At 42.2% G+C, this 26,051-nt stretch carries 22 protein-coding genes; 3 read left to right on the forward strand and 19 right to left on the reverse strand.

Going from position 1 to position 26,051, the window contains the following annotated elements:
- The first annotated feature begins 290 nt into the window (after positions 1–290).
- Together gyrA and DWY55_RS07015 are read left to right on the forward strand one after the other, a co-directional pair.
- Positions 291–2,819 (forward strand): DNA gyrase subunit A, encoded by a 2,529-nt coding sequence (gene gyrA / locus DWY55_RS07010; protein WP_005827761.1) that lies wholly within the window; start codon positions 291–293, stop codon positions 2,817–2,819.
- A 30-nt stretch (positions 2,820–2,849) separates the two neighbouring features.
- Positions 2,850–4,091 (forward strand): tetratricopeptide repeat protein, encoded by a 1,242-nt coding sequence (locus DWY55_RS07015; RefSeq protein ID WP_005837195.1) that lies wholly within the window; start codon positions 2,850–2,852, stop codon positions 4,089–4,091.
- 188 nt (positions 4,092–4,279) lie between these two features.
- Here DWY55_RS07015 and DWY55_RS07020 read toward each other — a convergent pair whose 3' ends face one another.
- The 19 genes from DWY55_RS07020 to tsaD all read right to left on the reverse strand — a co-directional run bounded on the left by DWY55_RS07020 (position 4,280) and on the right by tsaD (position 21,279).
- The gene (locus DWY55_RS07020; protein ID WP_005827758.1) at positions 4,280–5,410 is read right to left on the reverse strand and encodes a universal stress protein; all 1,131 of its coding nucleotides are present in this window, start codon (positions 5,408–5,410) and stop codon (positions 4,280–4,282) included.
- 80 nt (positions 5,411–5,490) lie between these two features.
- Positions 5,491–5,766: a DNA-binding protein gene (locus DWY55_RS07025; RefSeq protein ID WP_085929906.1), complete on the reverse strand. Its 276-nt coding sequence runs from the start codon at positions 5,764–5,766 to the stop codon at positions 5,491–5,493.
- A 249-nt stretch (positions 5,767–6,015) separates the two neighbouring features.
- Positions 6,016–6,861 (reverse strand): tetratricopeptide repeat protein, encoded by an 846-nt coding sequence (locus tag DWY55_RS07030; protein WP_005827754.1) that lies wholly within the window; start codon positions 6,859–6,861, stop codon positions 6,016–6,018.
- Positions 6,862–6,871: 10 nt separating this feature from the next.
- On the reverse strand, positions 6,872–8,716 hold the full coding sequence (locus DWY55_RS07035; RefSeq protein WP_005827753.1) for a BatD family protein: 1,845 nt from the start codon (positions 8,714–8,716) through the stop codon (positions 6,872–6,874).
- Positions 8,717–8,738: 22 nt separating this feature from the next.
- On the reverse strand, positions 8,739–9,449 hold the full coding sequence (locus tag DWY55_RS07040) for a tetratricopeptide repeat protein (RefSeq protein ID WP_008664501.1): 711 nt from the start codon (positions 9,447–9,449) through the stop codon (positions 8,739–8,741).
- The gene (locus DWY55_RS07045; RefSeq protein WP_005827751.1) at positions 9,446–10,474 is read right to left on the reverse strand and encodes a VWA domain-containing protein; all 1,029 of its coding nucleotides are present in this window, start codon (positions 10,472–10,474) and stop codon (positions 9,446–9,448) included. The genes DWY55_RS07040 and DWY55_RS07045 overlap by 4 nt, the downstream gene beginning before the upstream one ends.
- A gap of 80 nt (positions 10,475–10,554) precedes the next feature.
- Positions 10,555–11,538: a vWA domain-containing protein gene (locus DWY55_RS07050; protein WP_005827750.1), complete on the reverse strand. Its 984-nt coding sequence runs from the start codon at positions 11,536–11,538 to the stop codon at positions 10,555–10,557.
- 95 nt (positions 11,539–11,633) lie between these two features.
- Entirely contained in the window at positions 11,634–12,713 is a 1,080-nt protein-coding gene (locus DWY55_RS07055; protein ID WP_005827749.1) for a hypothetical protein, read from the reverse strand.
- A 7-nt stretch (positions 12,714–12,720) separates the two neighbouring features.
- On the reverse strand, positions 12,721–13,590 hold the full coding sequence (locus DWY55_RS07060; protein ID WP_005827747.1) for a DUF58 domain-containing protein: 870 nt from the start codon (positions 13,588–13,590) through the stop codon (positions 12,721–12,723).
- A 168-nt stretch (positions 13,591–13,758) separates the two neighbouring features.
- Positions 13,759–14,754 carry an AAA family ATPase gene (locus DWY55_RS07065; protein ID WP_005827745.1) on the reverse strand — a complete coding sequence of 332 codons (996 nt, stop codon included), beginning with the start codon at positions 14,752–14,754 and terminating at the stop codon, positions 13,759–13,761.
- Between the two features lie 193 nt (positions 14,755–14,947).
- Positions 14,948–16,129, reverse strand: coding sequence for an HU family DNA-binding protein (locus tag DWY55_RS07070; RefSeq protein ID WP_005837202.1), 1,182 nt, complete (start codon positions 16,127–16,129; stop codon positions 14,948–14,950).
- A 26-nt stretch (positions 16,130–16,155) separates the two neighbouring features.
- Positions 16,156–16,428, reverse strand: a complete 273-nt coding sequence (locus DWY55_RS07075) for an HU family DNA-binding protein (protein WP_005827742.1) — start codon at positions 16,426–16,428, stop codon at positions 16,156–16,158.
- A 78-nt stretch (positions 16,429–16,506) separates the two neighbouring features.
- Entirely contained in the window at positions 16,507–17,805 is a 1,299-nt protein-coding gene (gene rimO, locus DWY55_RS07080) for a 30S ribosomal protein S12 methylthiotransferase RimO (protein ID WP_005837204.1), read from the reverse strand.
- Entirely contained in the window at positions 17,802–18,761 is a 960-nt protein-coding gene (ftsY, locus tag DWY55_RS07085; protein WP_005827738.1) for a signal recognition particle-docking protein FtsY, read from the reverse strand. Before ftsY ends, rimO begins: the two co-directional genes overlap by 4 nt.
- A gap of 250 nt (positions 18,762–19,011) precedes the next feature.
- Entirely contained in the window at positions 19,012–19,170 is a 159-nt protein-coding gene (locus DWY55_RS07090; RefSeq protein WP_005827735.1) for a DUF4295 domain-containing protein, read from the reverse strand.
- Positions 19,171–19,184: 14 nt separating this feature from the next.
- The gene (rpmG, locus tag DWY55_RS07095) at positions 19,185–19,373 is read right to left on the reverse strand and encodes a 50S ribosomal protein L33 (RefSeq protein WP_002560155.1); all 189 of its coding nucleotides are present in this window, start codon (positions 19,371–19,373) and stop codon (positions 19,185–19,187) included.
- Between the two features lie 20 nt (positions 19,374–19,393).
- Positions 19,394–19,654 (reverse strand): 50S ribosomal protein L28, encoded by a 261-nt coding sequence (rpmB, locus tag DWY55_RS07100; protein WP_004291052.1) that lies wholly within the window; start codon positions 19,652–19,654, stop codon positions 19,394–19,396.
- A gap of 121 nt (positions 19,655–19,775) precedes the next feature.
- Positions 19,776–20,243, reverse strand: a complete 468-nt coding sequence (locus tag DWY55_RS07105; RefSeq protein ID WP_008664496.1) for a CinA family protein — start codon at positions 20,241–20,243, stop codon at positions 19,776–19,778.
- A gap of 13 nt (positions 20,244–20,256) precedes the next feature.
- Positions 20,257–21,279, reverse strand: a complete 1,023-nt coding sequence (gene tsaD, locus DWY55_RS07110; protein ID WP_034532866.1) for a tRNA (adenosine(37)-N6)-threonylcarbamoyltransferase complex transferase subunit TsaD — start codon at positions 21,277–21,279, stop codon at positions 20,257–20,259.
- A gap of 204 nt (positions 21,280–21,483) precedes the next feature.
- Between tsaD and DWY55_RS07115 the strand changes: the two genes are divergently transcribed.
- Complete coding sequence (locus DWY55_RS07115; protein WP_117878625.1) at positions 21,484–25,956, forward strand: translocation/assembly module TamB domain-containing protein; 4,473 nt, start codon at positions 21,484–21,486, stop codon at positions 25,954–25,956.
- The last annotated feature ends 95 nt before the right edge of the window (positions 25,957–26,051 follow it).

Here is a 26,051-nt window from a genome sequence, read left to right on the forward strand (position 1 = left end):
CTCCTCAATTAAAAAGGTTATCCACGACAAAGATACGCATTTATTAATTCAGCGTATCATATTTAACTGATTTAATAGTATACAAATCCCGTGCCATAAATTTCAAATCTGTTTTTCCACTTTATACCTTATATATTAATAGCAATTTGGTGAGGAAGGGAGGGAGTACTTCCATATTTATGTTGCAGGCAACAAAGTTTATGGAGGAAAACTTTTGTATATCGTAAAAAAGCAGTACTTTAGCGTGGTTTTTCACGAACCCGAAAATGTATAATTAATAATCTTTTTAAATGCTTGAACAAGACAGAATTATAAAGATTAACATCGAGGAGGAAATGAAGTCATCGTACATTGACTACTCTATGTCGGTCATTGTTTCACGTGCCCTTCCGGATGTTAGAGATGGTTTTAAACCCGTTCACCGAAGAATTCTTTTCGGAATGATGGGATTAGGAAATACCTCCGACAAACCTTATAAAAAATCAGCCAGAGTTGTAGGTGAAGTATTAGGTAAATATCACCCTCATGGCGACTCGTCCGTTTACGGAGCTCTTGTACGTATGGCTCAGCCTTGGGCAATGCGTTACATGTTGGTAGATGGACAAGGTAACTACGGTTCAGTAGACGGTGACAGTGCTGCTGCCATGCGTTATACAGAGTGTCGTTTGCGAAAAATTGGTGAAGACATGATGACAGACCTTGAGAAAGAGACTGTTGACATGCAGAACAATTTCGATGACTCTTTGCAAGAGCCTACCGTCATGCCGGCCCGTATTCCGAATCTTTTGGTAAATGGTGCATCTGGTATTGCCGTAGGTATGGCTACCAATATGCCGACCCATAATCTATCTGAGGTTATTGACGCTTGTATTGCATACATTGAAAACAATGACATCGATATAGAAGAGCTGATGACGTATGTCAAAGCTCCTGATTTCCCGACCGGAGGCTATATATACGGTATGAGCGGTGTTCGCGAAGCCTATCTCACGGGACGCGGACGTGTCATAATGCGTGCTAGAGCCGAAATTGAGACTGGTTCGACGCACGATAAAATCGTTGTGACAGAAATTCCCTATGGTGTCAACAAAGCTGAATTGATTAAGAATATAGCCGATCTGGCCAACGAAAAGAAAATTGAAGGTATTGCCAATGCTAATGACGAATCCGACCGTGAAGGTATGCGTATCGTTATTGATGTAAAACGTGATGCAAATGCCAGCATTGTACTCAACAAGCTCTACAAGATGACAATGCTGCAGACATCTTTTGGTGTGAACAATGTTGCATTGGTACATGGCCGTCCACGTCTGTTGAATCTGAAAGATTTGATAAAACACTTCGTTGAGCACAGACACGACGTAGTCATCCGCCGTACTCAGTATGATTTGCGCAAGGCCAAAGAACGTGCACATATTCTGGAAGGATTAATCATTGCATCTGATAATATCGACGAAGTAATCAAGATTATCCGTGCTGCTAAAACCCCGAATGATGCTATATCAGGTTTGATGGAGCGATTCCAACTCAGTGAAATTCAGTCACGTGCCATTGTTGAAATGCGTTTGCGTCAGCTCACAGGATTGATGCAAGACCAGCTGCACGCCGAATATGAGGAAATTCAGAAGCAGATTGCTTATTTGGAAGAAATCCTTGTCAATGACGAACTCTGCCGCAAAGTCATTAAAGATGAACTGATTGAAGTAAAAGAGAAGTATGGTGACGAACGTCGCTCGGAAATTGTCTATTCATCAGAAGAATTCAATCCGGAAGACTTCTATGCAGATGATGAAATGATTATCACCATCTCGCACATGGGATACATCAAACGCACACCGCTGAGCGAATTCCGTGCGCAAAACCGTGGTGGGGTAGGCTCCAAAGGTACCGAAACCCGCGATGCAGACTTTGTAGAGCATATTTATCCTGCAACCATGCATAATACCATGATGTTCTTTACACAGAAAGGTAAGTGTTACTGGCTGAAGGTATACGAAATCCCCGAAGGTACTAAGAATTCGAAAGGTCGTGCCATCCAGAATTTGTTGAATATCGACTCTGACGATGCTGTAAACGCCTATTTGCGCGTGAAGAACCTGAACGACCAAGAATTTATCAACAGCCATTATGTATTGTTCTGTACTAAGAATGGTGTCATTAAGAAAACATTGCTTGAGCAGTATTCACGTCCTCGCCAAAATGGTGTAAATGCTATCACTATCCGTGAAGACGACCGTGTAATCGAAGTGCGTATGACAAACGGCGACAATGAAATCATCATTGCCAACCGTAACGGACGTGCCATTCGTTTCCATGAAAGTGCTGTGCGCGTTATGGGACGTACTGCCACCGGTGTACGTGGTATGACATTGGATGAAGACGGTCAAGACGAAGTAGTAGGTATGATATGCATCAAAGATCCTGAAGCGGAAACAATTATGGTTGTATCGGAACAAGGATATGGCAAACGTTCGGATATTGAAGATTATCGCAAGACCAATCGTGGAGGTAAAGGTGTGAAAACAATGAATATCACCGATAAAACGGGTAAATTAGTAACTATCAAGTCTGTTACAGATGAAAATGACTTGATGATTATTAATAAATCCGGTATTACCATCCGTCTGAAAGTCGCCGATGTTCGTATCATGGGACGTGCTACACAAGGTGTGCGTCTAATCAACCTTGAGAAACGTAATGACGAAATCGGCTCTGTATGTAAAGTCACTTCAGAAAATGAAGAGGAACTTATAGAGGAGGGGGAAGAAAATACCCTTGAAAGCCCTCAGAACGAGGTAAACAATGAAAATGAAGAATAGACATAATATTAATTTAAATTTTCTACAATCATGAAAAGAGTATTATTTTCAATGGTTTTACTACTTGTCGCAAGCTTTACTTTCGCCCAAGAAAAGAACGTAAAAGAGGCTAAAAGTATTGCTAACGGAGTAAATCCTGACTTTGCCAAAGCAGAGGAACTGATAAATCAGGCTTTAACCAATCCCGAAACAAAGGACAATGCCGAAACGTGGGATGTAGCAGGTCTTATCCAAAGAAAAAGAAGTGAGAAAGAAATGGAAAATGCCTATCTGAGAAAACCTTATGACACTCTTCAGGTATATAATAGCGCATTGAACATGTGTAAATTCTACTTCAAATGTGACGAATTGGCACAAATTCCCAATGAAAAGGGCAAAATCAAGAATAAATATAGAAAATCTAATTCTGCTACAATTTTAGCAGAACGCGGTAATCTGATCAATGGCGGTATCCAATTCTTTAATTTGGCCTCACAGAAAGAAGGCGATGCAGCCAATGAAGACAATAAAAAAGCATTAGATTTCTTTGCAACATACATTGATATTGCTATCAACCCGATGTTTGAAAAGGAAAATCTATTACAAACAGATACTGTATTACCCCAAATAGCATATTATGCAAGTTTAGCAGCTGCTAAGATGGAAGATTATCCTAGTATTTTGAAGTATGCTCCTTATGCGCAAGATGATAAAGAAGTTGGGAAATACGCAATGGAATTTATCTCTACTGCATTGAAAGCTGAAGGTGATACTGTTAAATGGATTGCTTCTTTAAAAGAAGGTATCCAGAAATATCCTGAACATTCATTCTTCTTCGGTCACTTGATTGATTATTATAGCAATAACAACAAATATGACGAAGCTATGCAGTTTGCTGATGATATGTTGGCTAAAGATCCTAACAATACATTCTATTTGTATGTAAAAGGCTACCTTTATCACAATATGAAGGACTATGATAAAGCTATTGAATTCTATAAAAAAACTATAGAAGTAGATCCTAATTATGCAGAAGCATACTCTAATTTAGGCTTGATTTACTGCTTACAAGCACAAGATTTCTCAGAAAAAGCAACTACAGATATTAATGATCCGAAGTATAAAGAAGACCAGGCTACTCTGAAGACTTTCTATGAAAAGGCAAAACCTTATTATGAAAAGGCAAGAGAACTGAAACCTGATCAAAAAGATTTGTGGTTAAATGGTCTATATAGAGTGTATTATAATTTGCAAATGGGCCCTGAATTCGAAGAAATTGAAAAGTTGATGTAATACTTTCATAATAATAAAAGCCTAATTAAATTATTAATTAGGCTTTTATTATTGTTATATCATTAAGTAAAGAATGTTATTTCTTAAGTGAGGGAGAGAAGAAATTAAAATTAGATTAAATTATTCCAGCGCCATATTAAACATAATGCTGATATTGGATAGAAACCATATATACCTATATTCAACACCTAATTCGGTCTTCCGTAAATTACCAACAATGGTGTATCAGAATGGAAAATCATCTTTCTGGCAATGCCAGGGTTAAATAAGCGCGAAAATATATTTCTTTTATAAGAAGTTAATGTTATAATATCAATATGATTACTTTTGATATAACTGTCTAAACTACTAAGCAGATTATCGTTCTTTACCACATCATAGTATATTTCCAATTGTGGATATTGTTTTTGAAAATATTCCTTAATACCAGCCAGTTTTATTTCATTCCATGTATTCTGAACATCTGAAAGATGTATCAGAGACACTGAAAACTTAAATGATTTCAGATTATTTATTAGCGAATCAAAAGCTATTAAATCACGTTGATCAAAATTAGTAATGAATGCAATACGCTTAGCTTCAGAAAATTGCTTGAATGGAGTATTTTCAGGAATGGCCAATACCGGTACACGGCTACGTTCAATCACTTCAGCCGTTACACTGCCGATCAAATCAATATCCTTCTGACTTTTACCACGAGTTCCCATTATGATAATGCGTGGCCGATATTCCTTGGTATAGCGGAGTACCTCTTCTTCAGGAATACCTTCACGCAAAACACAAGTATATTTAATATCTGGAAACTCGCCGGAAGCTACCTTCTCTTTTACTTTATCAGATAATGCATTCAAATCAGCATGAACTTTTTGTAAGATACTCCTTACATTCTCCTCATCACTTAGCTGATAGTTAAATACGTCTCCGTATGGCAAAGAAGTTGCATATATAGGAGTAAAATAAACATGTAGCAAAACAACTTCTGCACCTATATTCTGAGCGAAATTGAAACCGAACTCGCAAGCCTTCAAAGAATAATTGGAAAAATCCACTGGAATCAGCACTTTATTACTAACCTTCTCCAGTTTAGGTGACTTCCCCCCCACTACCTCTTCAGATAACCACGCAGAGCTTTCAGTAATTTTCAGAGCATGAGGTAAGTCACTCTCCTTAATACGTACACGTACGCCAGAAGAAACAACCGGTTGTATCTGGTTTACATTGTGAATATAAGTCTCAATACCTTCATTTTCAAGAACATTTTTCAATATTTGAGCTTTCGCGTACGTTAAGATTGCCAAAGTAACTAATTTATCTTCCATATATCATTGATTTTGAGATTAAAACAAACAAGAAATCCCAATTGTTGTCAGCAATTGGGATTCTATCTAACTTTCTCTTCTTAAGCTCGAACAGCTTCTTCAGTCTTACCTGCCATTTCATCTAAAATTTTTAAAGCTCGCTCTAAAACAGTAGTATCATCAATCATAACCAATCCACCATCTGGTCCAGGTTCCAAGTGAATCCCAACACTTTTCCCCTCCTTAAAATTGTGTCCACCGAAAAAATTTCTTACAGTGTCAACATTCAGTCCAAGTTCATCGGCTATTCTATGCATACTACCACTAGGCAATGAGTCTTTAATCTTACGTAATTCATTAAATGTTATTGTTCTCATATTCATAAATTTAATGGTTAATACTCTGTACTTTTTATTATCACGCTATAAACTTAAGGAAAAAAAAGGATAAAACAAACTATTTCTTTATCTTTTTTCAAAAAGAATATTGCCTCTCCAAAAAATAATCATTTTCAAGTATGCAGAATTATAAGTACAGAGAAAAAGCTCCTAAAAATAGACAGAAACAGCTCGTATAAAGCAGAATTATCGGGTTTATACGAGCTGTTTTTAGAATACAGGGAAAATTTAAATACCTTCTATGGCAGAAGCTGGAACCCACCCTACTTTACCATCTTCCAAACGAATTTCTTTCCATTCACGCATAGAGTTGTCTTTTATCTCAACTTTACGTCCCTCATGAAGAATGAACAGACTTGTACCACTTTCACTGGGAGTACTACGCACTGTGACACTAGGTGCCAACACTATAGCTTCGTTACGTTCCATCAGTTCGCCTTTTTGCTGAGCAGCAAACACATTACTCAATATAACAAGAACCAGGAATACTATTCCTGCAATAAATCCCACTTTCTTTCCCGTAATCTGTTTTGAAAAGAAAAAGAGATAGAACGAAACGAGTAATAGTACAAAGAACACAATCCCCAACTTAGCCCATGCGTCTACGCTAAGACAATTAATCAACGATTTAGTCCAAGATACAAAGAAAACCTCAGGAACTGGGATTACCTTATCGATTGTCTTAGAACGTGCTATCTCCAAATTTGCACGAATATCAGCATTACCAGGTTCCAACAACAAGGCACGCTCATAATTCAATATAGCTCTTGCTATATCATCTGCCTTATAATAACTGTTGCCAAGATTATAATAGACCTCTGCAGCCTCTCCCTTCTTTAACAGATTCTCATATATTTGAATGGCAGAAGCATAATCATTCCGTATATAAGCGCTGTCACCTTCAGCCTTTGTCACATTGCTTTCTTGCCTTGCAGCAGAGAATTCCGCATGTGAACCGACGGATGTAGAGTCACTAGCAGTCTGTAATGTATCTACAGATGCAGAATTCTGCCCATAGGCAGTAATTGCCATCACTAGACTAAGAGTAAAAAACAATATTTTATTCATTACCATTTCCTCCTGATTAATGTTTTATCGAGTTTTCCATTTTACTGATAACTTCCAAAGAAGCTGAATATACCTTATCCATAGCCTGGTTATCATCACCCGGAGCAAAGCGGGCAAACTCACAGTTATTCAATGCATCGAGGAATTCCTTTATCAACGCATCATTCACACCATAATTACGAAGTTCCTCTTCGATATTATCCTTAGACAAACGGGATACCGGAATGTTCAGTTTATCACTGATATACCCCCAAAGAGCTTTCAAAACCTCATCATAAAACGCATCTTTCTTATTCTCAGCCAATAATTTACCAGCTTGTTTCATACGTTTCACCGCCACTTTATTGGCTTTCTTGGTACGCATCTTTGCTACATTTGCATTGGCTGCTATTTGCTTACGATAGATGACAAAGAATGTAATGAATGCAATACCCGGTATCAAATAAAGCAACCAATACGTCAACGAACCGAAGAAGAAATCACCTTTGGGAGACAGAGTTACGTTATTCTGCTTGATAAAACGAATATCCTCGTTCAATACTTTCAACTCTTCCTTGCTTGTAAAGTTTGCAATAGTCTGAGCAGCATTACCTACTCCCTTTTCCACATGCAATTCATACTCCTCCGTAGTCAACGTCTTATACGAACGGGAATTAATATCAAAATAACTGAACTTTACGGCAGGAATCTTATAAGTTCCAGCATTACGAGGAATTGCCAGATACTCAATGACCTTACTACCGGAGAGGCCCGAATTTGTCAGACGGAATTTATTGTCCACCTTCGGATCATATACTTCAAAATCCTCGGGGAATTTAACTTCCGGATTAGAAAGCAATTTCAGATTACCGGTACCAGAAATGACAAGTTTGACAGTAACAGCATCATTGGTCTTGACATTTGTACTATTGATAGAAGAAGTTATATTGAACTCTCCCACTCCTCCCGAAAAATCGGCTGGCTTACCTGCCGGCAAGGGCTTTACGTCAATTGTCAGTTGCGGAGTCAAAATTGTCTTTTTAACTTCTACGTAATTGCTTCCTCCATTGAAAAATGCCTCGAACGGATCAGCAACTTGTGTAGCCTTTGCAATGGAAGCATCAAAGCGTGCAGCATCAATTGTCAGCTTACCGGCTTGTTGCGGGAACAACACAAACTGACGATAGATTGTAGACTGATAATTTCTACCTTTATAATGCTCCAATCCCCATCTTCTGTCATTAGGCAATTCTACTTCCTGAGAATGGAATCCTTTGAAGTCAGGCAATTTCACATTATCAAACATACGTAAGTCCACCAAGGTATATATCTTGTATGTCAGCAGAAAAGCCTCTTGTTCATACACCGTCATCTTACTGGCAGTAGCTGTAATAAACAAATCACTATTCGATACAGATGTCCCGGAAGAAGCGCGGCTGGCAGTGCCCTCACTCTGTTTGCCACCATTTCCAGAAGCTCCATTAGCAGCCTGATCTGCCGGAAGAACCCTTACTTGTACAGAATTCGAAACCATTTGGTTACCATCAGCAGTGATAGTGGCTCCTGGAATGGTAAAATCACCTTCTGCAGTCGCCATTAAAATATAAGTGAATGTAATACTGCTGGTTGAAGTCGTCTGCCCATTAATCATCTGCACGCTACTCTGTTGCGAGCGGCTGGGCCCCATCAACACATCAAATCCCTTCATAGAAGGAGCACGAAAATCCCTTACCTTTTGTGTAGTCACCGTATACGACAGTCTGAACTGGTCTCCTACCGCCACAGCGTCAGGAGCAGACGCAGTAAACGATACCTTGCCATCGGCAAAGACATTCATACCGACTGCAATCAGTGCTATCCATAAGAAAACTATTTTTCTCATATATTATTTCCTATTATGTTTGTTACCAATCTTTTTCCAGACGACCTCCTTGAAGTACCTGCTGCTTTTTCACTTTATCCTGCACATCCTTCTCGTCTTGCATGACAGAGTTCAATAGCTGTTCTGCATTTTCCTTAGACATCTCATTATCTTTTTTTTCCGGCTGAGAAGGTTGTTGTTGCTGGTCTTGATTCTGTTGCTGGTCTTTCTGCTGATCCTGCTGTTTATCCTGCTCCTTCTGTTGGTCCTGTTTATCCTGATCTTGATTCTGATCCTGGTTCTGCTGCTGGTCTTGCAACTGTTTCTGTGCCAAAGCAAGGTTATAGCGCGTTTCATCATCTTTCGGATTATTGCGTAACGACTCCTTATAGGCTTCTACCGCCTTTGCATAATCCTTCTGAGAATGAAAGATGACTCCCATATTATGATAAATCTGTGCTAAGTTCGATTTGTCCTTTTCTATCTTGGTAGCTCCCACATATTGCTCCATCGCTTCCTGCAGCTTGTTCTGCTGGGTCAATGTATTTCCCAGGTTGAACATGGAAACCGTTGACTTCGGGTTTACCTCCAAAGCCTTCCGATAGTTCACTTCTGCATCCACATATACGCTATCCTTAAAAAAACGGTTTCCCTTACGGATATAATCGCGTTCCGCCTTCTGTGCAGAAGCTGAAACTGCCACTAACAGCAGCAAAACTATTCCAATATATTTTTTCTGTAACATACGCATCATTTCTTATTAGAGAATAAATGAATGTTGCGGAACAGAGGATTCTTGCGCTCCAATATCAACATCTCAGCCAGTAACAACAGCAGAATAATCCATGCCACTGCCTGAAACTGTTCATTGAATTCCGTGTACACCTGTGTTTCCACATCTGCCTTTGCCATCTTGTTGATTTCCTGACTAATCGCTTTCTGTGCACCGTTGGTATTGTCTACGCGCACATAAATACCATTTCCTGCCTGAGCAATTTCCTGACACATCTGCTCATTCAAGCGAGTAACGATTACATTACCTTCACGGTCACGACGATAATCATTAGTACCCTCTATTGGAATAGGGGCACCCTCAGGCATACCTACCCCTAATACATTGACCTGGATACCTTTCTCTGCAGCAGCCTTAGCTGCTTCTACGGCACCACCTTCATGGTTTTCACCGTCGGTGATGACAATAACAGTACGTCCCACTCCTTCTTGAGGTGTAAAACTCCGGGCAGCCAGATTTATTGCAGCTCCAATTGCCGTACCTTGCTTGGAAATCAGCGAAGGGTCGATGGACTCCAAAAACATCTTGGCAGAAATATAATCACTCGTAATAGGCAACTGGGTAAATGCGTCACCTGCAAAAACAATCATACCGACCTTGTCATTCTGCATCTTATCTACCAACTGCGCCACCAGCCGTTTTGCCTTCTGCAAGCGGCTTGGCTGTACGTCTTGTGCCAGCATGGAATTGGATATATCCAACGCAATCATCACTTCCACTCCCTGGCGTTTTACCGTCTCCAGTTTGGAACCAAACTGCGGACGTGCCAGCAGTACCGTGAACAACCCGATAGCCGCAAAAACCAACCAAAACTTCACATCCGGACGGTATTTGGAAACATCCGGCATTAGCTGTGCCATCAGTATAGGGTCACCAAATTTACGAATGGCTTTCCTCCTCCGATAATTGGAGTACAAGTAGAAGGCCGCCAATAAAGGCAGCAGCAGCAACAAGTACAAATATGCAGGTTCTTCAAATCGAAACATCTTTTTATTTACAATTTAGCAATTTACAATTTACAATTTGGCTACGCAATGACTGATACACTAAAAGACATTCTCCGTTTTTACGGTATCTTCTTCAATATAGAGTTGCGTAACAGTACCTCCAGTAATACGCACAAGAAAGCAGCCAACGCAAACCAGCGGTACTCTTCCTGGCGCTTGCTGTATTCTTTTACATTCAATTTTGTTTTCTCCAGCTTGTCTATCTCCTCGTACACTTCCTTCAACTTCGAGTTGCTGGTGGCACGGAAATAGTTACCTTCCGTTGTTCCGGCAATCTGTGTCAAAGTCTTTTCATCAATTTCGACGGGCATATTGACATATTGCACTGTTCCGCCTACCGGATAAGGATAAGGAGCCATACCATTGGTTCCTACCCCAATAGTATAAACGCGAATGCCAAAACTCTTGGCTATTTCAGCAGCCGTCAAAGGAGAAATATCACCTTTATTATTGACACCGTCCGTCAGCAGAATAATGACTTTCGACTTTGCCTTGCTATCCTTCAAACGGGTAACGGCATTGGCAATACCCATACCGATTGCCGTTCCGTCTTCAATCAGCCCGCACTTCATATCTTTAAGCAAGTTCAACAATACGGCATGGTCTACTGTCAACGGACATTGCGTAAAGCTTTCTCCAGCAAACAAAGTTATACCTATATTGTCATTCGGACGTCCGTTAATAAACTCTGCCGCCACATCCTTCGCCGCTTCCAACCGGTTAGGTTTCAGGTCTTCGGCCAGCATACTGGTAGAAACGTCCATAGCAAGCATGATATCAATACCCTCAATCTCACTGTTCTGCCAGCTATCGGTGGTTTGCGGACGTGCCAAAACAAGAATAATCAGTATCAAGGCAATTATCCGCAATACAAACGGTACATGCAACAAATAGTTCTTATAGCTTTTAGGGGTATGGGCATACACACGGGCATCCGAAATCTGAAGCGTAGCTTCACTATTCTTCCGCTTCATAATATACCATACTATATAAGGTATAAGCAACAGCAGCAAAAATAAATATTCAATATTGGCAAAAACCATATTTATGTACGATTTAACGATTTACAATTCAGCTTCGCTCCAAACATCCCTCACTTTTCACTCATGTATATCCGATTGAAGTCACTTTTCCTGTATTAAGCAAAATAATTATACAACTCCAATCCGATATATATCAATGAACTGACAAGGGCTACAGCCAACACTACAATACCCGTTCCCAGCAAAACCTTGGTACGCAAAGAACGTTTCTCGATAATGGTAATCTCCGTAGGCTGCGGCTTGGCATTCTCCTCTTCTTTCTCCTTGGTTTCATTAATAAAGTCAATGGCATTAATCAGGTTAGCGTCATTTTCGTTCATCAATGGATTATGCTTGGCAAATTTCACCAAATCAGCAGTCTGGAACAATTCACGCAAATCCGATATTGCTTCCTTATCTTTCATTTCCAGCAACTTGTCTATGATTTCCGTAGAAGTCATTTCCAAAGCATTGAAACCAAAACGGTCTTTTATATATGTACGAAGAGCATCAGTCAATTCCGTATAATATTCCTTCGGTTCCCCTTTCTGCCATACCTTCTCATTCTTGATACGTTCTATCTCCTGCATAGCCAACTGATGGGGAGGCAGCTTAGGTTCTACCTTCACCTTACGGATAATAGGCTTATTGTCGAAGAAGCGCATTATCAGATAGACAAGTAATATCCCTATCGGGATAATCAGCGCACCACAAGCCATAAGACCATACCAGTCTTCCCAGGCAAAAGGCGCTTGCATCACTGTTTTGGGACCGAAGAACTGTTCCGGATTCTCCGGGTCTAACGGGACATTCACCGAATATACTTTCAAGGCCAACGCTTTGGAGCGATACTTCTCATTATCCACTGTCACTTCCATAGGCGGCAGATAATAAAGAGCCGAGTCGAAAGAGGTAACTGTATACTCTTGAGTTATCAATGCACGCCGGCCATCATTCAGCAGTTGCGTATCCGGCTTGGCCACATCAATAATTTCAACCCCATTCACCAGCGTATCGGTATATACCGGGAATATGGCACGCTTATCGGCATCCAGAGATACTTGAAGCTTTATCTTTGCCTGCTCTCCAATAAGAATCTGCAAAGAGTCAATCGTAGCATCTACCGTTACCGACTGGGCTACTACCCTTCCCGACCATGCTATCAATAACGCTATCAGAAATAAATATCTTTTCATTTTCCGATTAATTTCGTTTCGCAAACAAATTCATCAATGCCTTGACATAATCCTGGTCGGTACGTACCGACACATTGTCGACATTACTCTTGGTAAACGTTTCATTCAATTCCGCCTGCTTGTTCACCCACCAATCATGATGGGCACGGCGCACGGCACGCGAGGAGGTGTCAATCCACTGCTCATGTCCCGTCTCGGCATCCCTAATCTTCATCAGTCCTACGGGTGGCAATTCTTCCACACGACGGTCGTACACCTGAACGGCAACCAGGTCATGCTTACGATTGGCAATGGTCATGGCGTTCTTGAAACTTTCCTGGTCGATGAAGTCGGACAAGACAAATGCCGTGCAACGGCGTTTCATCACATTCGTCAGATATTCCAATCCCAAACGGATGTTCGTCCTCCGGCTTTCCGCATGAAAATCTATCAGTTCGCGGATGATGTAAAGTATATGCTTACGTCCCTTCTTGGGCGGAATAAACTTCTCAATCCGGTCCGAAAAGAAGATGACACCAATCTTGTCATTATTCTGAATGGCAGAGAATGCCAGTGTAGCGGCAATTTCCGTCACCATATCCTTCTTCATCTGCTTTACCGTACCGAACTCCAAACTACCGGAAACATCTACCAACAACATCACTGTCAATTCGCGCTCCTCCTCAAACACCTTGACGTAAGGCTTGTTGAAGCGGGCGGTCACATTCCAGTCAATGTCGCGTATGTCGTCGCCAAACTGATACTCGCGCACCTCGGAGAATGCCATACCTCTACCCTTGAAGGCAGAGTGATACTGCCCGGCAAAGATATTGTTGGACAATCCGCGCGTCTTTATCTCAATCTGACGGACTTTCTTCAAAAGTTCTGTTGTTTCCATTGATTTATTTTAATAATCTCATTTAAGCACACAAGCGCAATTTAGTTTATAACAGAAACTTCCCTATGAAAAGGGGTGAGGTTTTCGGTACTCAACCCTAAGGTTTACGACGCTAAACCTCAGGTATAGGATTGTAAACCTCAAGTTTACGAAAACCTCTATTATGCGTTAGGGCACTTCAACCTTGTTCAGTATCTTGCTGACGATTTCATCAGATGTCATATTGCTGGCTTCCGCCTCGTAAGTCAAGCCGATACGGTGGCGAAGTACGTCGTGTGCCACAGCGCGCACATCCTCCGGAATGACATAACCGCGACGCTTGATGAACGCGTAGCTACGGGCAGCCAAGGCCAAGTTGATGGAAGCACGGGGCGAACCGCCGAAACCAATCATGTCTTTCAGTTCTTTTAAATCATATTTTTCCGGATAACGGGTAGCAAATACAATATCAACAATATATTTTTCTATTTTCTCATCCAGATACACCTGGCGAACCACTTTACGAGCTTCAATAATTTCGTCTGCCTTCAAAATGGGCTTCACTTCAAATTTATCACCATTGATATTCTGACGGATAATCAGTTTCTCCTCTTCCAGCTTCGGATAGTCTATTACGACTTTCAGCATGAAACGGTCCACTTGCGCTTCGGGCAGCGGATAAGTACCTTCCTGCTCGATAGGATTCTGTGTGGCAAGCACCAGGAATGGTTTGGGCAACCCGAAAGTTTCATTGCCGATAGTAACTTGACGTTCCTGCATGGCTTCCAGCAAAGCACTCTGTACTTTGGCCGGAGCACGGTTGATTTCATCAGCCAAAACAAAGTTTGCGAAGACCGGACCTTTTTTTACTTGGAACGTTTCATCCTTCTGGCTGTAAACCATTGTACCTATTACGTCGGCAGGCAACAAGTCAGGCGTAAACTGAATGCGGCTGTATTGCGCATCAATCAACGAAGCAAGCGTCTTGATAGCTAAAGTCTTTGCCAAACCGGGCACACCTTCCAACAACACATGTCCATCGGACAACAAACCAATTAACAACGACTCTACCAGATGCTTTTGTCCTACAATGACCTGGTCCATACCTGTGGTAAGATTGGTAACGAAAGCACTTTGTCTTTCAATCCGCTCATTCAGTTCGCGGATGTCAATTGTTTCAGCCATAAATCAATCTATTTTTTAATGTTTAATTTCTTCATTTATCCGGTTTTGAACCGGCAATTATTTTTTTCGCTCCCAAAAGTACGGGAATAAATTAACCATACCAACTAATTTTTATTAAAAAACTATGCGAAACCTTTTAGATTAAACTACTTTCATAGAGTTTAGTATTTAACAAAAAAGAAGCAGTAATTTTTTACTGCTTCTTGGCTAATTTCGGTATCTTGATAGTGGTACCATAAGGTACATTATCCGGATTCTTGATTACGCCGGGATTATGCTTCACGATATAAGGCCAAAGAGCTTTTGTCCCATAAAAACGAAGCGCTACCCTAGTCAGCGTTTCCCCTTCCTTGATGGTATAAGTGGTTTCTGTTCCCACAATCGTATACCCCACAGAATCCGGCTCAAACGGTGCAACTGTCTTTTTCTGCTCTTTTTTAGGAGCGGGAGACTGTGCCTGTACATTTTCCTTTGGAGTTGTTGTAAGCGCAGGAGTTGTTGTAGCAACAGTTTCTGCCACAGTATCTGTCCGGGCAGGAACTACAACATCTTTTGAAACAATGCTGTCTGTCAAGGCAATATTGTCTTGACCGGCAGGGACATCCACCTTTTCAGTAACAGATTCCTTCACATCCGAGTCTGCAACCTCTTCTACAAGAGGCTTTGCAGTAAGTTTGTCAAGCAAGTCCGGATAATACATGAAAGCTACGGCACCACCACACAACAACACTACAAATACAACGATGCCTATAAAATATTTCATAGTCGAAGAATCTGCCGTATCTTTTATCACTGGCTCAGACGGTTCCGGTTCAACAGCAACTATATTTTCAGGCATTGCTTCAGGTTCAGTTTTTTCCGGTTTCTCCTCTTCAACTTCCGGTTCGGGCTCAACTAACGGCTCTTCGACTACAGTTTCCACCAAAGGTTCTTCTATCGTGGCTTCTTCCACTAAGGCAACCTTCTCCTCCACCTCTTGTTCCGGAGTTTTGATTTCAGTATCTTCATCATCTTCACTGTCATTTTCCTGCAGGGTGTCCTCAAGCACCGTAGCGTCATTCAAAACTACAGTTTCAAAATGCGAAAATGGTCTATTGATAATATCTTTCAAAGCCGGTTCCGGTGTAAACGACACTTTTGTATGCCCTTGTATCTCAAACCTTTCCCCCGTATTCACATTAACGCTTTCACGACTCCCGACATCTATCAGCTTGAAAGTCCCCAAACCTCGTATCTTCACATATTTGTCCTTCTCCAAAGACTCCTCAATCAGCTGGAAGAATTCTTTCACAAAACTATCCGCATTCTTCTTGCTCATGCCATGCCTTTCAGCCAGCGTGTCAATCAGGTCTTGTATGTTCAGTTTCTCGTTCATAATACGGGAGATTTTTTAAAAGCCGGTTACTTAAACTTATCCTTTAACAATGTACTCGGCTTATAGGTCAACACCAATTTGGGAGGCACCAGCATACGTTGCTTTGTAGTCGGATTCACAGATATACGCTCTGCCTTCTTTTTCACTTCGAATGTACCGAACCCTTGTATAGAGATAATATTCCCCTCCTCCAACTGCCGTGTCATATCTGCCAGCAATGAAGCAACCAGCTCAGAAGTATCTTTCAATGTGTACCCTAACCTCCGCGACAATTCAGAAGTAAACTCTTTGTTATTCAAAATGTAAGCCTTTAAATTGAACTACGGTGCTATATTAGCAAATCTTCTTCACATATGCAAGAAGATAAGGAAAAATCTTTAAATTATTCGTCCAAAAAGGTCGAAATCATCGGAATTTACTATCTCTACGTGGTAAAAGTTACCTATATGCAACGCCCTGTCTCCACGCTCAATCAAAACCTCAGGATCCACTTCGGGAGAATCAAATTCTGTACGTCCAATATAATATTCGCCTTCCAGCCGGTCAATGATTACTTTCATCTGCCTGCCTACTTTCTCCGCACTCAACTCCCCTGAAATGCCTTGTTGAATAGACATTAACTCATCCAAGCGCGCTTGTTTCACTTCCTGGGGAATAGAATCCTCATATTCAGCAGCGGCATACGTCCCTTCTTCTTCCGAATACGCAAAAGCCCCCATTCTATCGAAACGCACTTTACGGACAAACTCTTTCAGCTCCTCAAAATCGGCTTCAGTTTCTCCTGGATGCCCCACCATCAGTGTAGTACGGAGATGAATACCGGGAACCTCCTCACGGAATTGTTCTATCAGCTTATACGTCTCATCCTTCGTCACATGGCGACGCATCTTTTGCAGCATATTGTCACTGATATGTTGCAGGGCAATATCCATATATTTGCATACATTGTCACGCTCGCGCATCACACGGAATAAATCAGCCGGAAAATGTGCCGGATAGGCATAATGCAAGCGTATCCACTCCACTCCGGGAATATCCGAAATCCGCTCAACAAGCTCGGGCAACATTTGCTTCTTATATAAATCTACTCCGTAATAGGTCAACTCCTGGGCTATAACCTGGAATTCCTTTACACCCCGTGCAACCAAATACTTCACCTCGTCAAGTATCTCCTCCATCGGGCGCGACACATGCCGTCCCGTAATGATGGGAATAGCGCAATAAGAACATTTACGGTCACATCCTTCGGATATCTTCAAATAGGCATAATGCTTGGGAGTGGTCAATGTGCGCTCTATGTGCAGCTCGTCATGATAGGCCTTTCCCAAATCCTGCAACAACTCTCTCCAATTGAATTTACCATAGAATTTATCCACCTGGGGAATTTCAACGGCCAATTCCTTCAGATAACGTTCCGAAAGGCAACCCATTACATAAAGCTTCTCCAAGTTTCCTTCCTCCTTGGCCTGCGCAAATTCCAGAATCATATTAATGGATTCCTCCTTGGCGTCACCGATGAAACCGCAAGTATTGATTACGGCAATCTGTCCCTTCGGTCTTTCCGCATCATGTGTCACATGGAATCCCACTTCCTCCAACTGACGCATCAAATGTTCCGAATCCACCAGGTTTTTAGAACATCCTAAAGTGATGATATCTATAGTCTTCCGTTTCATGCATTCTCCCCGAACAGTGAATCAACAAATTCCTTTTTACGGAACACCTGCAAATCTTCCATTCCTTCACCCAATCCAATATATTTAACCGGAATTTTAAACTGGTCTGAAATGCCGATGACTACGCCACCCTTGGCTGTTCCGTCCAACTTTGTAACAGCCATTGCCGTAACCTCCGTTGCCAGAGTGAACTGCTTGGCTTGTTCGAATGCATTCTGTCCGGTTGAGCCATCCAACACAAGCAACACCTCATTCGGAGCATCAGGAACAACCTTCTTCATCACATTCTTGATTTTCGTCAGTTCATTCATCAAACCGACTTTATTATGAAGGCGTCCTGCTGTATCTATAATTACCACATCGGCATTATTGGCAGTTGCGGAACTCAGTGTGTCAAAAGCGACAGAAGCCGGGTCAGCACCCATTTTCTGCTTTACAACAGGTACACCTACCCGTTCACCCCATATCACCAACTGCTCCACAGCAGCAGCACGGAAAGTATCGGCAGCACCCAGATAAACAGACTTTCCGGCTTTCTTGAATTGATAAGCCAGTTTGCCAATCGTAGTAGTCTTCCCTACACCATTGACGCCCACTACCATAATGACGTATGGTTTCTTCGCAATCGGTGCTTCAAAGTCATCCACATCCTCCGAATTATTCTCTGTAAGCAACGCTGCGATTTCATCACGTAAAATATGATTCAGCTCAGTGGCATTCATATATTTGTCGGCTGCTGCACGCTTTTCGATACGTTCAATAATTTTCAGTGTCGTTTCCACGCCCACATCCGAAGTTATCAACACCTCTTCCAGATTATCCAATACTTCATCATCAACTTTTGACTTTCCTGCCACGGCACGCGCAATCTTGCCAAACACACTTTCTTTGGTCTTAGATAATCCTTTATCTAATGTTTCCTTTTTTTCCTTGGAGAAAAAACTAAAAAATCCCATACACTAATTATTTTTATGCAACCTGTTTTCGCATTCCCTGCAAAGATAGTGCAAACCGGATGCAGAATAAAATGAACCCGTTCATTTTTTATGCCGAGGTGCAGCCTATCTTCGCATTTTCAGCAAAGATATAACAAAACTGACGAATATTAAAAACTTCGTCCTCTTTTTAAAAAGAAATCCCCTTACCGGAAATACCGACAAGGGGATCTTTATAAGTCATCAGCGCTTTACAGCCACTGTATTTATCTTATTTCTTAAAGAAGTTCTGAACATCTTCATTACGGACCATCTGTTCATCAAAGATGTAAGCACCAGTCTTAGGAGACTTCACCATTTTGATAACCTTTGTATAAGAACGTCCTTCTTTGCTTCCTTCGTGCAAGGTTGCTACCGCTTTCTTTGCCATAAGTTATAGATTTATTATTTAATTTCTTTATGTACTGTCACTCTCTTCAGAATCGGGTTGTATTTCTTCAACTCCAATCTCTCTGTGGTATTCTTTCTGTTCTTCGTCGTAATATAACGAGAAGTACCCGGCATACCGCTATCCTTGTGTTCTGTGCATTCCAGAATCACCTGTACTCTGTTACCTTTTGCTTTCTTTGCCATAATCAGTATTCTCCTCTACTTTAGCCAATAACTTTAATGCTTTTCCAATCACAATAACCTTTAGCTACCGCATCTTTCAAAGCAGCGTCCAGTCCTTTCTTATTAATAATGCGCAAACCATTAGCGCAAATGCTAAGGCTGATCCAGCAATCCTGCTCTACATAGTAGAACTTCTTGTTAAACAAGTTCAAATCAAAGGTTCTCTTTGTTCTTCTCTTTGAGTGTGAAACATTGTTGCCAATCATGGCCTTCTTTCCGGTAATTTGACAAATCTTTGACATTTCTATCTTAATTTTATAGTTTTCTTTTTTGCCTATTTCAAACAGAGCGCAAAGTAAGCACTTTTATCGTTACCAAACAAGTTTTTCTTAAAATAATTCACTGTATGATAGCATTTTTTCCTCATTTCAGCTTCTCACAAAGCAACAAAAGGGCATTTTGAATTGCTTTTTCCACATTTCCCTTTCTTCCCTCGTCTCCCTCCTGCTTCATGGTAACGATTTCATTTTTATAGGCAGCGGCTATCCACACCGTACCCACCGGTTTTTCCGGAGTCCCACCTCCAGGACCTGCAATACCGGAAGTAGCCACTGCACAATCTGTTTTCAGCGTTTTCATCGCACCTTTCACCATTTCCGTAACAGTTTCGCGGCTTACTGCTCCATGTTTTTCCAAAGTTTCGGCAGATACATGCAGCAAAGACATCTTTATTTCATTGGAATACGCCACTATACTACCATTAAAGTATTCCGAACTGCCGGGAACGGAAGTTATCAGAGCGGCAATCCCTCCACCCGTACAACTTTCTGCGGTGGAAAGGGACAATTTCTTTGCTTTCAGCAGCTCTCCTACCTTTTCTTCCAGCTTCATACCTTATTATATATTATCCTAAAGTTACGCGTGAATAAGCAGGTGCTTCCATCGGACAAAAATCCTTATCCATATACTTGAAGTATCCGGTAATGGCAATCATGGCAGCGTTATCCGTTGTGTAGCTGAACTTCGGAATAAATATTTTCCAACCATACTTCCCGGCATGCTCACGGAAAGCATTACGCAATCCATTATTGGCAGAAACGCCTCCTGCAACAGCCACTTCCTTTATTTTATATTGTTTGGCAGCTTTGCGCAACTTATCCATCAAGATATCTACAACGGTAGCTTCCAGTGATGCCGCCAAATCCATCTTGTGATGTTCGATGAAATCGGGGTCGTCCTTCATCCAGTCGCGCAGAGAGTAAAGAAACGAGGTCTTAAGTCCGCTGAAACTATAATCCAACCCTGGAATATGCGGTTTGCTGAACGAGAAGGCTTTAGGATTACCTTGCCGAGCCAGTTTGTCAATAATCGGACCACCTGGATATCCCAATCCCATTACCTTCGAGCATTTGTCAATGGCTTCACCGGCGGCATCATCAATGGTCTGCCCCAAAATTTCCATATCGTTATAGGCTTTCACCAAGATAATCTGTGAGTTTCCACCGGAAACCAGCAAGCAGAGGAAAGGAAATTCCGGCTGCACATTATCTTCACCTTCTGCTTTAATGAAATGAGCTAAAACATGGCCAGTCAAATGATTAACATCAATCATGGGAATGCCTAATGAACGGGCGAACCCTTTGGCGAAAGATACCCCCACCAACAATGACCCCATCAATCCCGGTCCACGTGTAAAAGCCACAGCACTCAATTCCTCTTTAGTTACTCCGGCGCGTTTCAATGCCTCATGCACTACCGGAACTATATTTTGTTGGTGCGCGCGGGAAGCCAGTTCAGGCACTACCCCGCCGTATGCTTCATGCACAGCTTGGCTGGCCACCACATTCGAAAGCAGATAACCATCTTTGATGACAGCTGCAGAAGTGTCATCACAAGAAGATTCTATTCCCAAGATTATTGTACTCATAATGTTTATTTACGTTTAAACGCTGCAAAAGTAGTGATAAAAGTACGATTCATAACGTATTATTTCATATTTTTGTTGGCTGATTATAAAAATTAACCGCCTATCAGAAAGCTAAAAAAAACAGTACGCTGGGTACTCGGTATTGTATTGGGATTGTATATCGGTACCATATTGTTGCTGAACATTCCATCCGTTCAGCGACAAATGTCTGTATTTGTTGCCAATGAACTGGCTTCCATACTGGACAGCAAGATTTCCATTGGGCGAATAAACATAGGATTGCTGAACCGCATCATCATCGACGACCTGCTCCTGGACGACCAGTCTAGCAAGGAAATGCTGAAGGTGACCCGTCTTTCTGCCAAATTCGATATTCTCCCCCTATTCAGCGGCAAAATATCCATCAGTAACATACAATTGTTCGGCTTTAACATCAATCTGAACAAGCAGACTCCCAAGGATAAACCTAATTTTCAGTTTGTACTCGACGCATTCGCATCCAAAGATACGGTTCAAAAGAAAAACAACCTGGATCTCCGTATCAATTCCTTACTGATACGCCGCGGAAAGGTTTCATATGATGTGCTGTCCGAGAAAGAGACTCCGGGAAAGTTCAATCCACAGCATCTCCGCTTGCGTAACATTATTGCAAACATCTCCCTAAAAGCATTGCAAAATGATTCTATCAATGCTGCCATCAAGCGTCTGAGCATCGAAGAAGAACATTCCGGATTTGAATTGAAGAAACTAAGCCTAAAGGTTATCGGCAATGACCAACGGATGAAAATCGAAAATTTCGCCATCGACCTCCCCAACACCTCTTTGGCAATGGATACTATACACATGGATTATGACAGTCTGGGGGCATTTGACAATCTTGCCCAAGATGTCCGTTTCTCATTCCATTTGCTGCCCTCTCAAATCGCCTTGCAGGATTTATCGGCTTTTGTTCCGGCTTTTGGTTCTTTCAAGGAAAAATTGCAAGTAGAGGTACAGACGGACGGCACTGTCAATCAACTGAATTGCCCGCACCTTTCCGTCTCTGTCGGAAATCATTTTTATCTGAGGGGAGACGTATCACTACAAGACCTTTCCCATCCGGAAAATGCTTATATATTCGGCAATTTGTCCAATTTGTACGCAGACCCGGAAGGAATTGCCTTCTTTGTCCGGAATTTCAGCAAGAACTATAATGGAGTACCTCCCGTCCTGCAACACTTAGGAACGGTTTCCTTCCGTGGAGAAGTATCGGGCTACTTCACAGACCTCGTAACTTACGGACAAGTACGCACTGACATCGGAACCATCCAAACTGACGTAAAACTAAGTTCTAACAAAGATAAAGGTTATTTTGCCTATTCCGGTGCAGTGAAAACCAAAGAGTTTGAGCTGGGCAAGATGCTGGGTAACAAAAAACTGGGTAAAGTAACTTTCAATCTGGATGTCAACAGCAGCCATTACGAAAACCAATACCCATCCGTACTGCTGAAAGGGCTGGTTGCCTCCATTGATTACAGCGACTACAATTACGAAAATATCACCCTGGATGGAGAATACAAGCAGGGAGGCTTCACGGGAAAAGTCGCCTTGGATGACACCAATGGTTCTGTTATTTTGAACGGTACCATCAATACCGCCAGTCGGGTACCGACTTTCAACTTTCAGGCAAGCATCGACAAATTTCGTCCTCATGCCCTACATCTGACACCCAACTATGAAGATACGGAAATATCAGTCAAAGTCAAGGCTGACTTCACCGGCGGTTCCATTGACGAGATGAACGGTGAAATCAACGTTGACAGCTTACTGTTCGCAGCTCCGGAAACACAATACTTCCTGGACAATCTGAAGATATCCGCCATCAGAGAAAGCGAAGACCAGAAACGGCTGACCATCCAATCCAACTTTCTCCAAGGTCGCATAGAAGGCGATTATTCTTATCGTACCCTGCCTGCCAGTGTACTGAATATCATGCGTCGTTATATCCCCGCCTTGATTCTGCCAGACAAGAAACCCATAGAGACGGAGAACAATTTCCATTTCGACATGCACATTTACAATACGGAACTACTCTCCACCGTCTTTCAGATTCCGGTAAAAGTATATACCCATTCCACCATTAAAGGATACTTCAATGACAAGGCACAGCGACTCCGTGTAGAAGGCTATTTTCCCCGTCTCCGCTATGAAAACAAATTCATCGAATCCGGAATGTTCCTTTGCGAGAATCCCGGTGACCAGTTCCATACACGCCTACGCTTCAGCAACCGCAAATCAAGCGGCGCTGTCAATATAGCTTTAGAAGCGCAAGCCCAGAACAACAGCATACAGACCACGCTGAACTGGGGTAACAGCAGCACTGTAACCTACAGCGGGAAACTCGCCGCCGTCGCCCACTTCATCCGTGAACAGAAAGAAGCGAATGAAAACAAGAGGAAACTTCCCCCCTTAAAAACCGTCATTGATGTCCAGCCCACCAACGTGATACTGAACGATACGCTATGGGATATACATCCCTCCCAAGTGGTACTCGACTCCGGCAAAGTGTATGTCAATGATTTCTACTTCAGCCATAAAGACCGGCACTTGCGTATCAATGGTATCGTTTCACCACAACCCGAAGATACAGTACGTCTGGATTTGAAGGAAATCAACATCGGTTATGTGTTCGACATTGCAGACCTCGGAGTCAATTTCAAAGGAGAAGCCACCGGTCCGGCTTTCGCCAGCGGAGTACTGGAAACCCCCGTCATGAGCACCGACTTGTTTATCCGCAATCTCGGATTGAACGAAGGCTTGCTGGGTGATGCCAACATACACGGAGAATGGCACCACGACGTGAAGGGCATCTATCTGGATGCCCATATCCGGGAGAAAGATATCGCCAAAAGCCATGTGTATGGCTATGTCTATCCCTTGAAGCCCACCAGTTCATTGGATCTCCAAATTGAAGCGGGCGGTACCAACTTGAAGTTTATACATCATTATATGAGCAGCATCACGCCCGAATTCAACGGACGTGCCACCGGCCATGTACATTTCTATGGCAAATTCAAGGCTCTCACCATGGAAGGGCGTGTATTCGGCGATGCTTCCATGAAGGTAGACGTGCTCAACACCACTTTCTCCGTCAAAGACAGCATCTACATCGAGCCCGGCGGGTTGACCTTCCGCAACAACCGCATTTTCGACACGCAAGGGCATCAAGGCAGCATGAGCGGCTATCTGCAATATCAGCATTTCAAGAACCTGGAGTACCGTTTCAATTTCAATGTCAACGACATGCTGGTGATGAATACCAAAGAATCACCGGACTATCCCTTCTACGGCACCGTCTACGGTACGGGGAATGCCACTATTGCCGGTAATGCCCAAGATGGCGTTAACATTGACGTTGCAATGACTACCAATCGTAACACCACCTTTACCTATATAAAGGATAACGTATCTACAGCAGTCAGCAACCAGTTCATCAAGTTTGTGGACAAGACGCCACGCCGTGCCGTACAAGACTCTGTTCGCCTTTCCGACTACGAGATTGCCCAAAAGGAAATCGAGGAAGAGAAAGAGAGCGACACTGACATCCGGCTGAATCTCTTGGTAGACGCCACCCCCGACGCTACCATGAAGATTATCATGGACCCTATCGCAGGCGACTATATCAGTGGACGGGGAACCGGAAATATCCGTACTGAGTTCTTCAATAAAGGAGATGTAAAAATGTTCGGCAGTTACCGGATAAACCAGGGAGTCTATAAATTCAGTCTGCAAGAGGTTATCCGAAAGGACTTTATTATCAGGGATGGAAGTACCATTACATTCAACGGTTCGCCGCTGGATGCCACTCTGGACATAAAAGCAGGCTATACGGTCAACTCAGCATCCTTAAATGACCTGATGCCCAACGAGGCAACCTCCGGCTACATCAGCCAGACAAATGTAAAAGTGAACTGTATGATGGACCTTACCGGACAATTGACTTCACCCGATGTAAAATTCGACATCGAGCTGCCCAACGAACGCGATGAAGTGCAGGCCATTGTCCGTAACTATATTCCTACTGACGAGCAAATGAACATGCAGATACTCTATCTGTTGGCTATCGGCAAGTTCTATACCCCGGAAAACTTGGGAGCCACCCAGAATTCGAATATGATGTCCAGTGTTGTTTCATCCACCCTTTCCGGACAGTTGAATAACGCTTTATCGAACATTCTCGATGTTAATAACTGGAACTTCGGCACCAATTTCAGTACCGGTGAAAGAGGCTGGACAGACATGGAGTTCGAGACCATGCTTTCGGGGCAATTATTGAATAACCGACTACTTATCAATGGTAATTTTGGCTATCGTGACAATCCGATGGCAAATACCAATTTTGTGGGAGACTTTGAAGCAGAATGGCTCGTCAACCGTTCCGGAGACATCCGCCTGAAAGCGTACAACGAAACGAACGACCGCTACTACACCCGGACAAATCTGACAACACAAGGTATTGGCATTATCTTCAAAAAGGATTTCAACAAATGGAGTGAGCTCCTTTTCTGGAACAGATGGAAACTCAACCGGCTGAGAAAGGAACAAGAAATAAAACAAGATACTCTATCCTCTGATAAAATAAACACAGAACAGCAGATGCCCGAGGCACAATCAAAACGGAAAAGGGAGCAAAAATAAGATTGACGTCCTCACTGTCCACATTGAAGGTTTTAGAATAGGGACTGTCGTAAAAAGAATAAAACTTTATAACGAATTGATTGCCAATGCAATAT

The sequence above is a fragment of the Bacteroides sp. AF25-38AC genome, from assembly GCF_003602995.1.
Taxonomy (GTDB): domain Bacteria; phylum Bacteroidota; class Bacteroidia; order Bacteroidales; family Bacteroidaceae; genus Bacteroides; species Bacteroides uniformis.

What these genes read in the sequence shown, in the direction of transcription:
- gyrA (WP_005827761.1), top strand. Translation starts at nt 291, where the DNA reads ATGCTTGAACAAGACAGAATTATAAAGATTAACATCGAGGAGGAAATG.
- DWY55_RS07015 (WP_005837195.1), top strand. Translation starts at nt 2,850, where the DNA reads ATGAAAAGAGTATTATTTTCAATGGTTTTACTACTTGTCGCAAGCTTT.
- DWY55_RS07020 (WP_005827758.1), bottom strand. Translation starts at nt 5,410, where the DNA reads ATGGAAGATAAATTAGTTACTTTGGCAATCTTAACGTACGCGAAAGCT.
- DWY55_RS07025 (WP_085929906.1), bottom strand. Translation starts at nt 5,766, where the DNA reads ATGAGAACAATAACATTTAATGAATTACGTAAGATTAAAGACTCATTG.
- DWY55_RS07030 (WP_005827754.1), bottom strand. Translation starts at nt 6,861, where the DNA reads ATGGTAATGAATAAAATATTGTTTTTTACTCTTAGTCTAGTGATGGCA.
- DWY55_RS07035 (WP_005827753.1), bottom strand. Translation starts at nt 8,716, where the DNA reads ATGAGAAAAATAGTTTTCTTATGGATAGCACTGATTGCAGTCGGTATG.
- DWY55_RS07040 (WP_008664501.1), bottom strand. Translation starts at nt 9,449, where the DNA reads ATGATGCGTATGTTACAGAAAAAATATATTGGAATAGTTTTGCTGCTG.
- DWY55_RS07045 (WP_005827751.1), bottom strand. Translation starts at nt 10,474, where the DNA reads ATGTTTCGATTTGAAGAACCTGCATATTTGTACTTGTTGCTGCTGCTG.
- DWY55_RS07050 (WP_005827750.1), bottom strand. Translation starts at nt 11,538, where the DNA reads ATGGTTTTTGCCAATATTGAATATTTATTTTTGCTGCTGTTGCTTATA.
- DWY55_RS07055 (WP_005827749.1), bottom strand. Translation starts at nt 12,713, where the DNA reads ATGAAAAGATATTTATTTCTGATAGCGTTATTGATAGCATGGTCGGGA.
- DWY55_RS07060 (WP_005827747.1), bottom strand. Translation starts at nt 13,590, where the DNA reads ATGGAAACAACAGAACTTTTGAAGAAAGTCCGTCAGATTGAGATAAAG.
- DWY55_RS07065 (WP_005827745.1), bottom strand. Translation starts at nt 14,754, where the DNA reads ATGGCTGAAACAATTGACATCCGCGAACTGAATGAGCGGATTGAAAGA.
- DWY55_RS07070 (WP_005837202.1), bottom strand. Translation starts at nt 16,129, where the DNA reads ATGAACGAGAAACTGAACATACAAGACCTGATTGACACGCTGGCTGAA.
- rimO (WP_005837204.1), bottom strand. Translation starts at nt 17,805, where the DNA reads ATGAAACGGAAGACTATAGATATCATCACTTTAGGATGTTCTAAAAAC.
- ftsY (WP_005827738.1), bottom strand. Translation starts at nt 18,761, where the DNA reads ATGGGATTTTTTAGTTTTTTCTCCAAGGAAAAAAAGGAAACATTAGAT.
- DWY55_RS07090 (WP_005827735.1), bottom strand. Translation starts at nt 19,170, where the DNA reads ATGGCAAAGAAAGCGGTAGCAACCTTGCACGAAGGAAGCAAAGAAGGA.
- rpmG (WP_002560155.1), bottom strand. Translation starts at nt 19,373, where the DNA reads ATGGCAAAGAAAGCAAAAGGTAACAGAGTACAGGTGATTCTGGAATGC.
- rpmB (WP_004291052.1), bottom strand. Translation starts at nt 19,654, where the DNA reads ATGTCAAAGATTTGTCAAATTACCGGAAAGAAGGCCATGATTGGCAAC.
- DWY55_RS07105 (WP_008664496.1), bottom strand. Translation starts at nt 20,243, where the DNA reads ATGAAGCTGGAAGAAAAGGTAGGAGAGCTGCTGAAAGCAAAGAAATTG.
- tsaD (WP_034532866.1), bottom strand. Translation starts at nt 21,279, where the DNA reads ATGAGTACAATAATCTTGGGAATAGAATCTTCTTGTGATGACACTTCT.
- DWY55_RS07115 (WP_117878625.1), top strand. Translation starts at nt 21,484, where the DNA reads ATGTCTGTATTTGTTGCCAATGAACTGGCTTCCATACTGGACAGCAAG.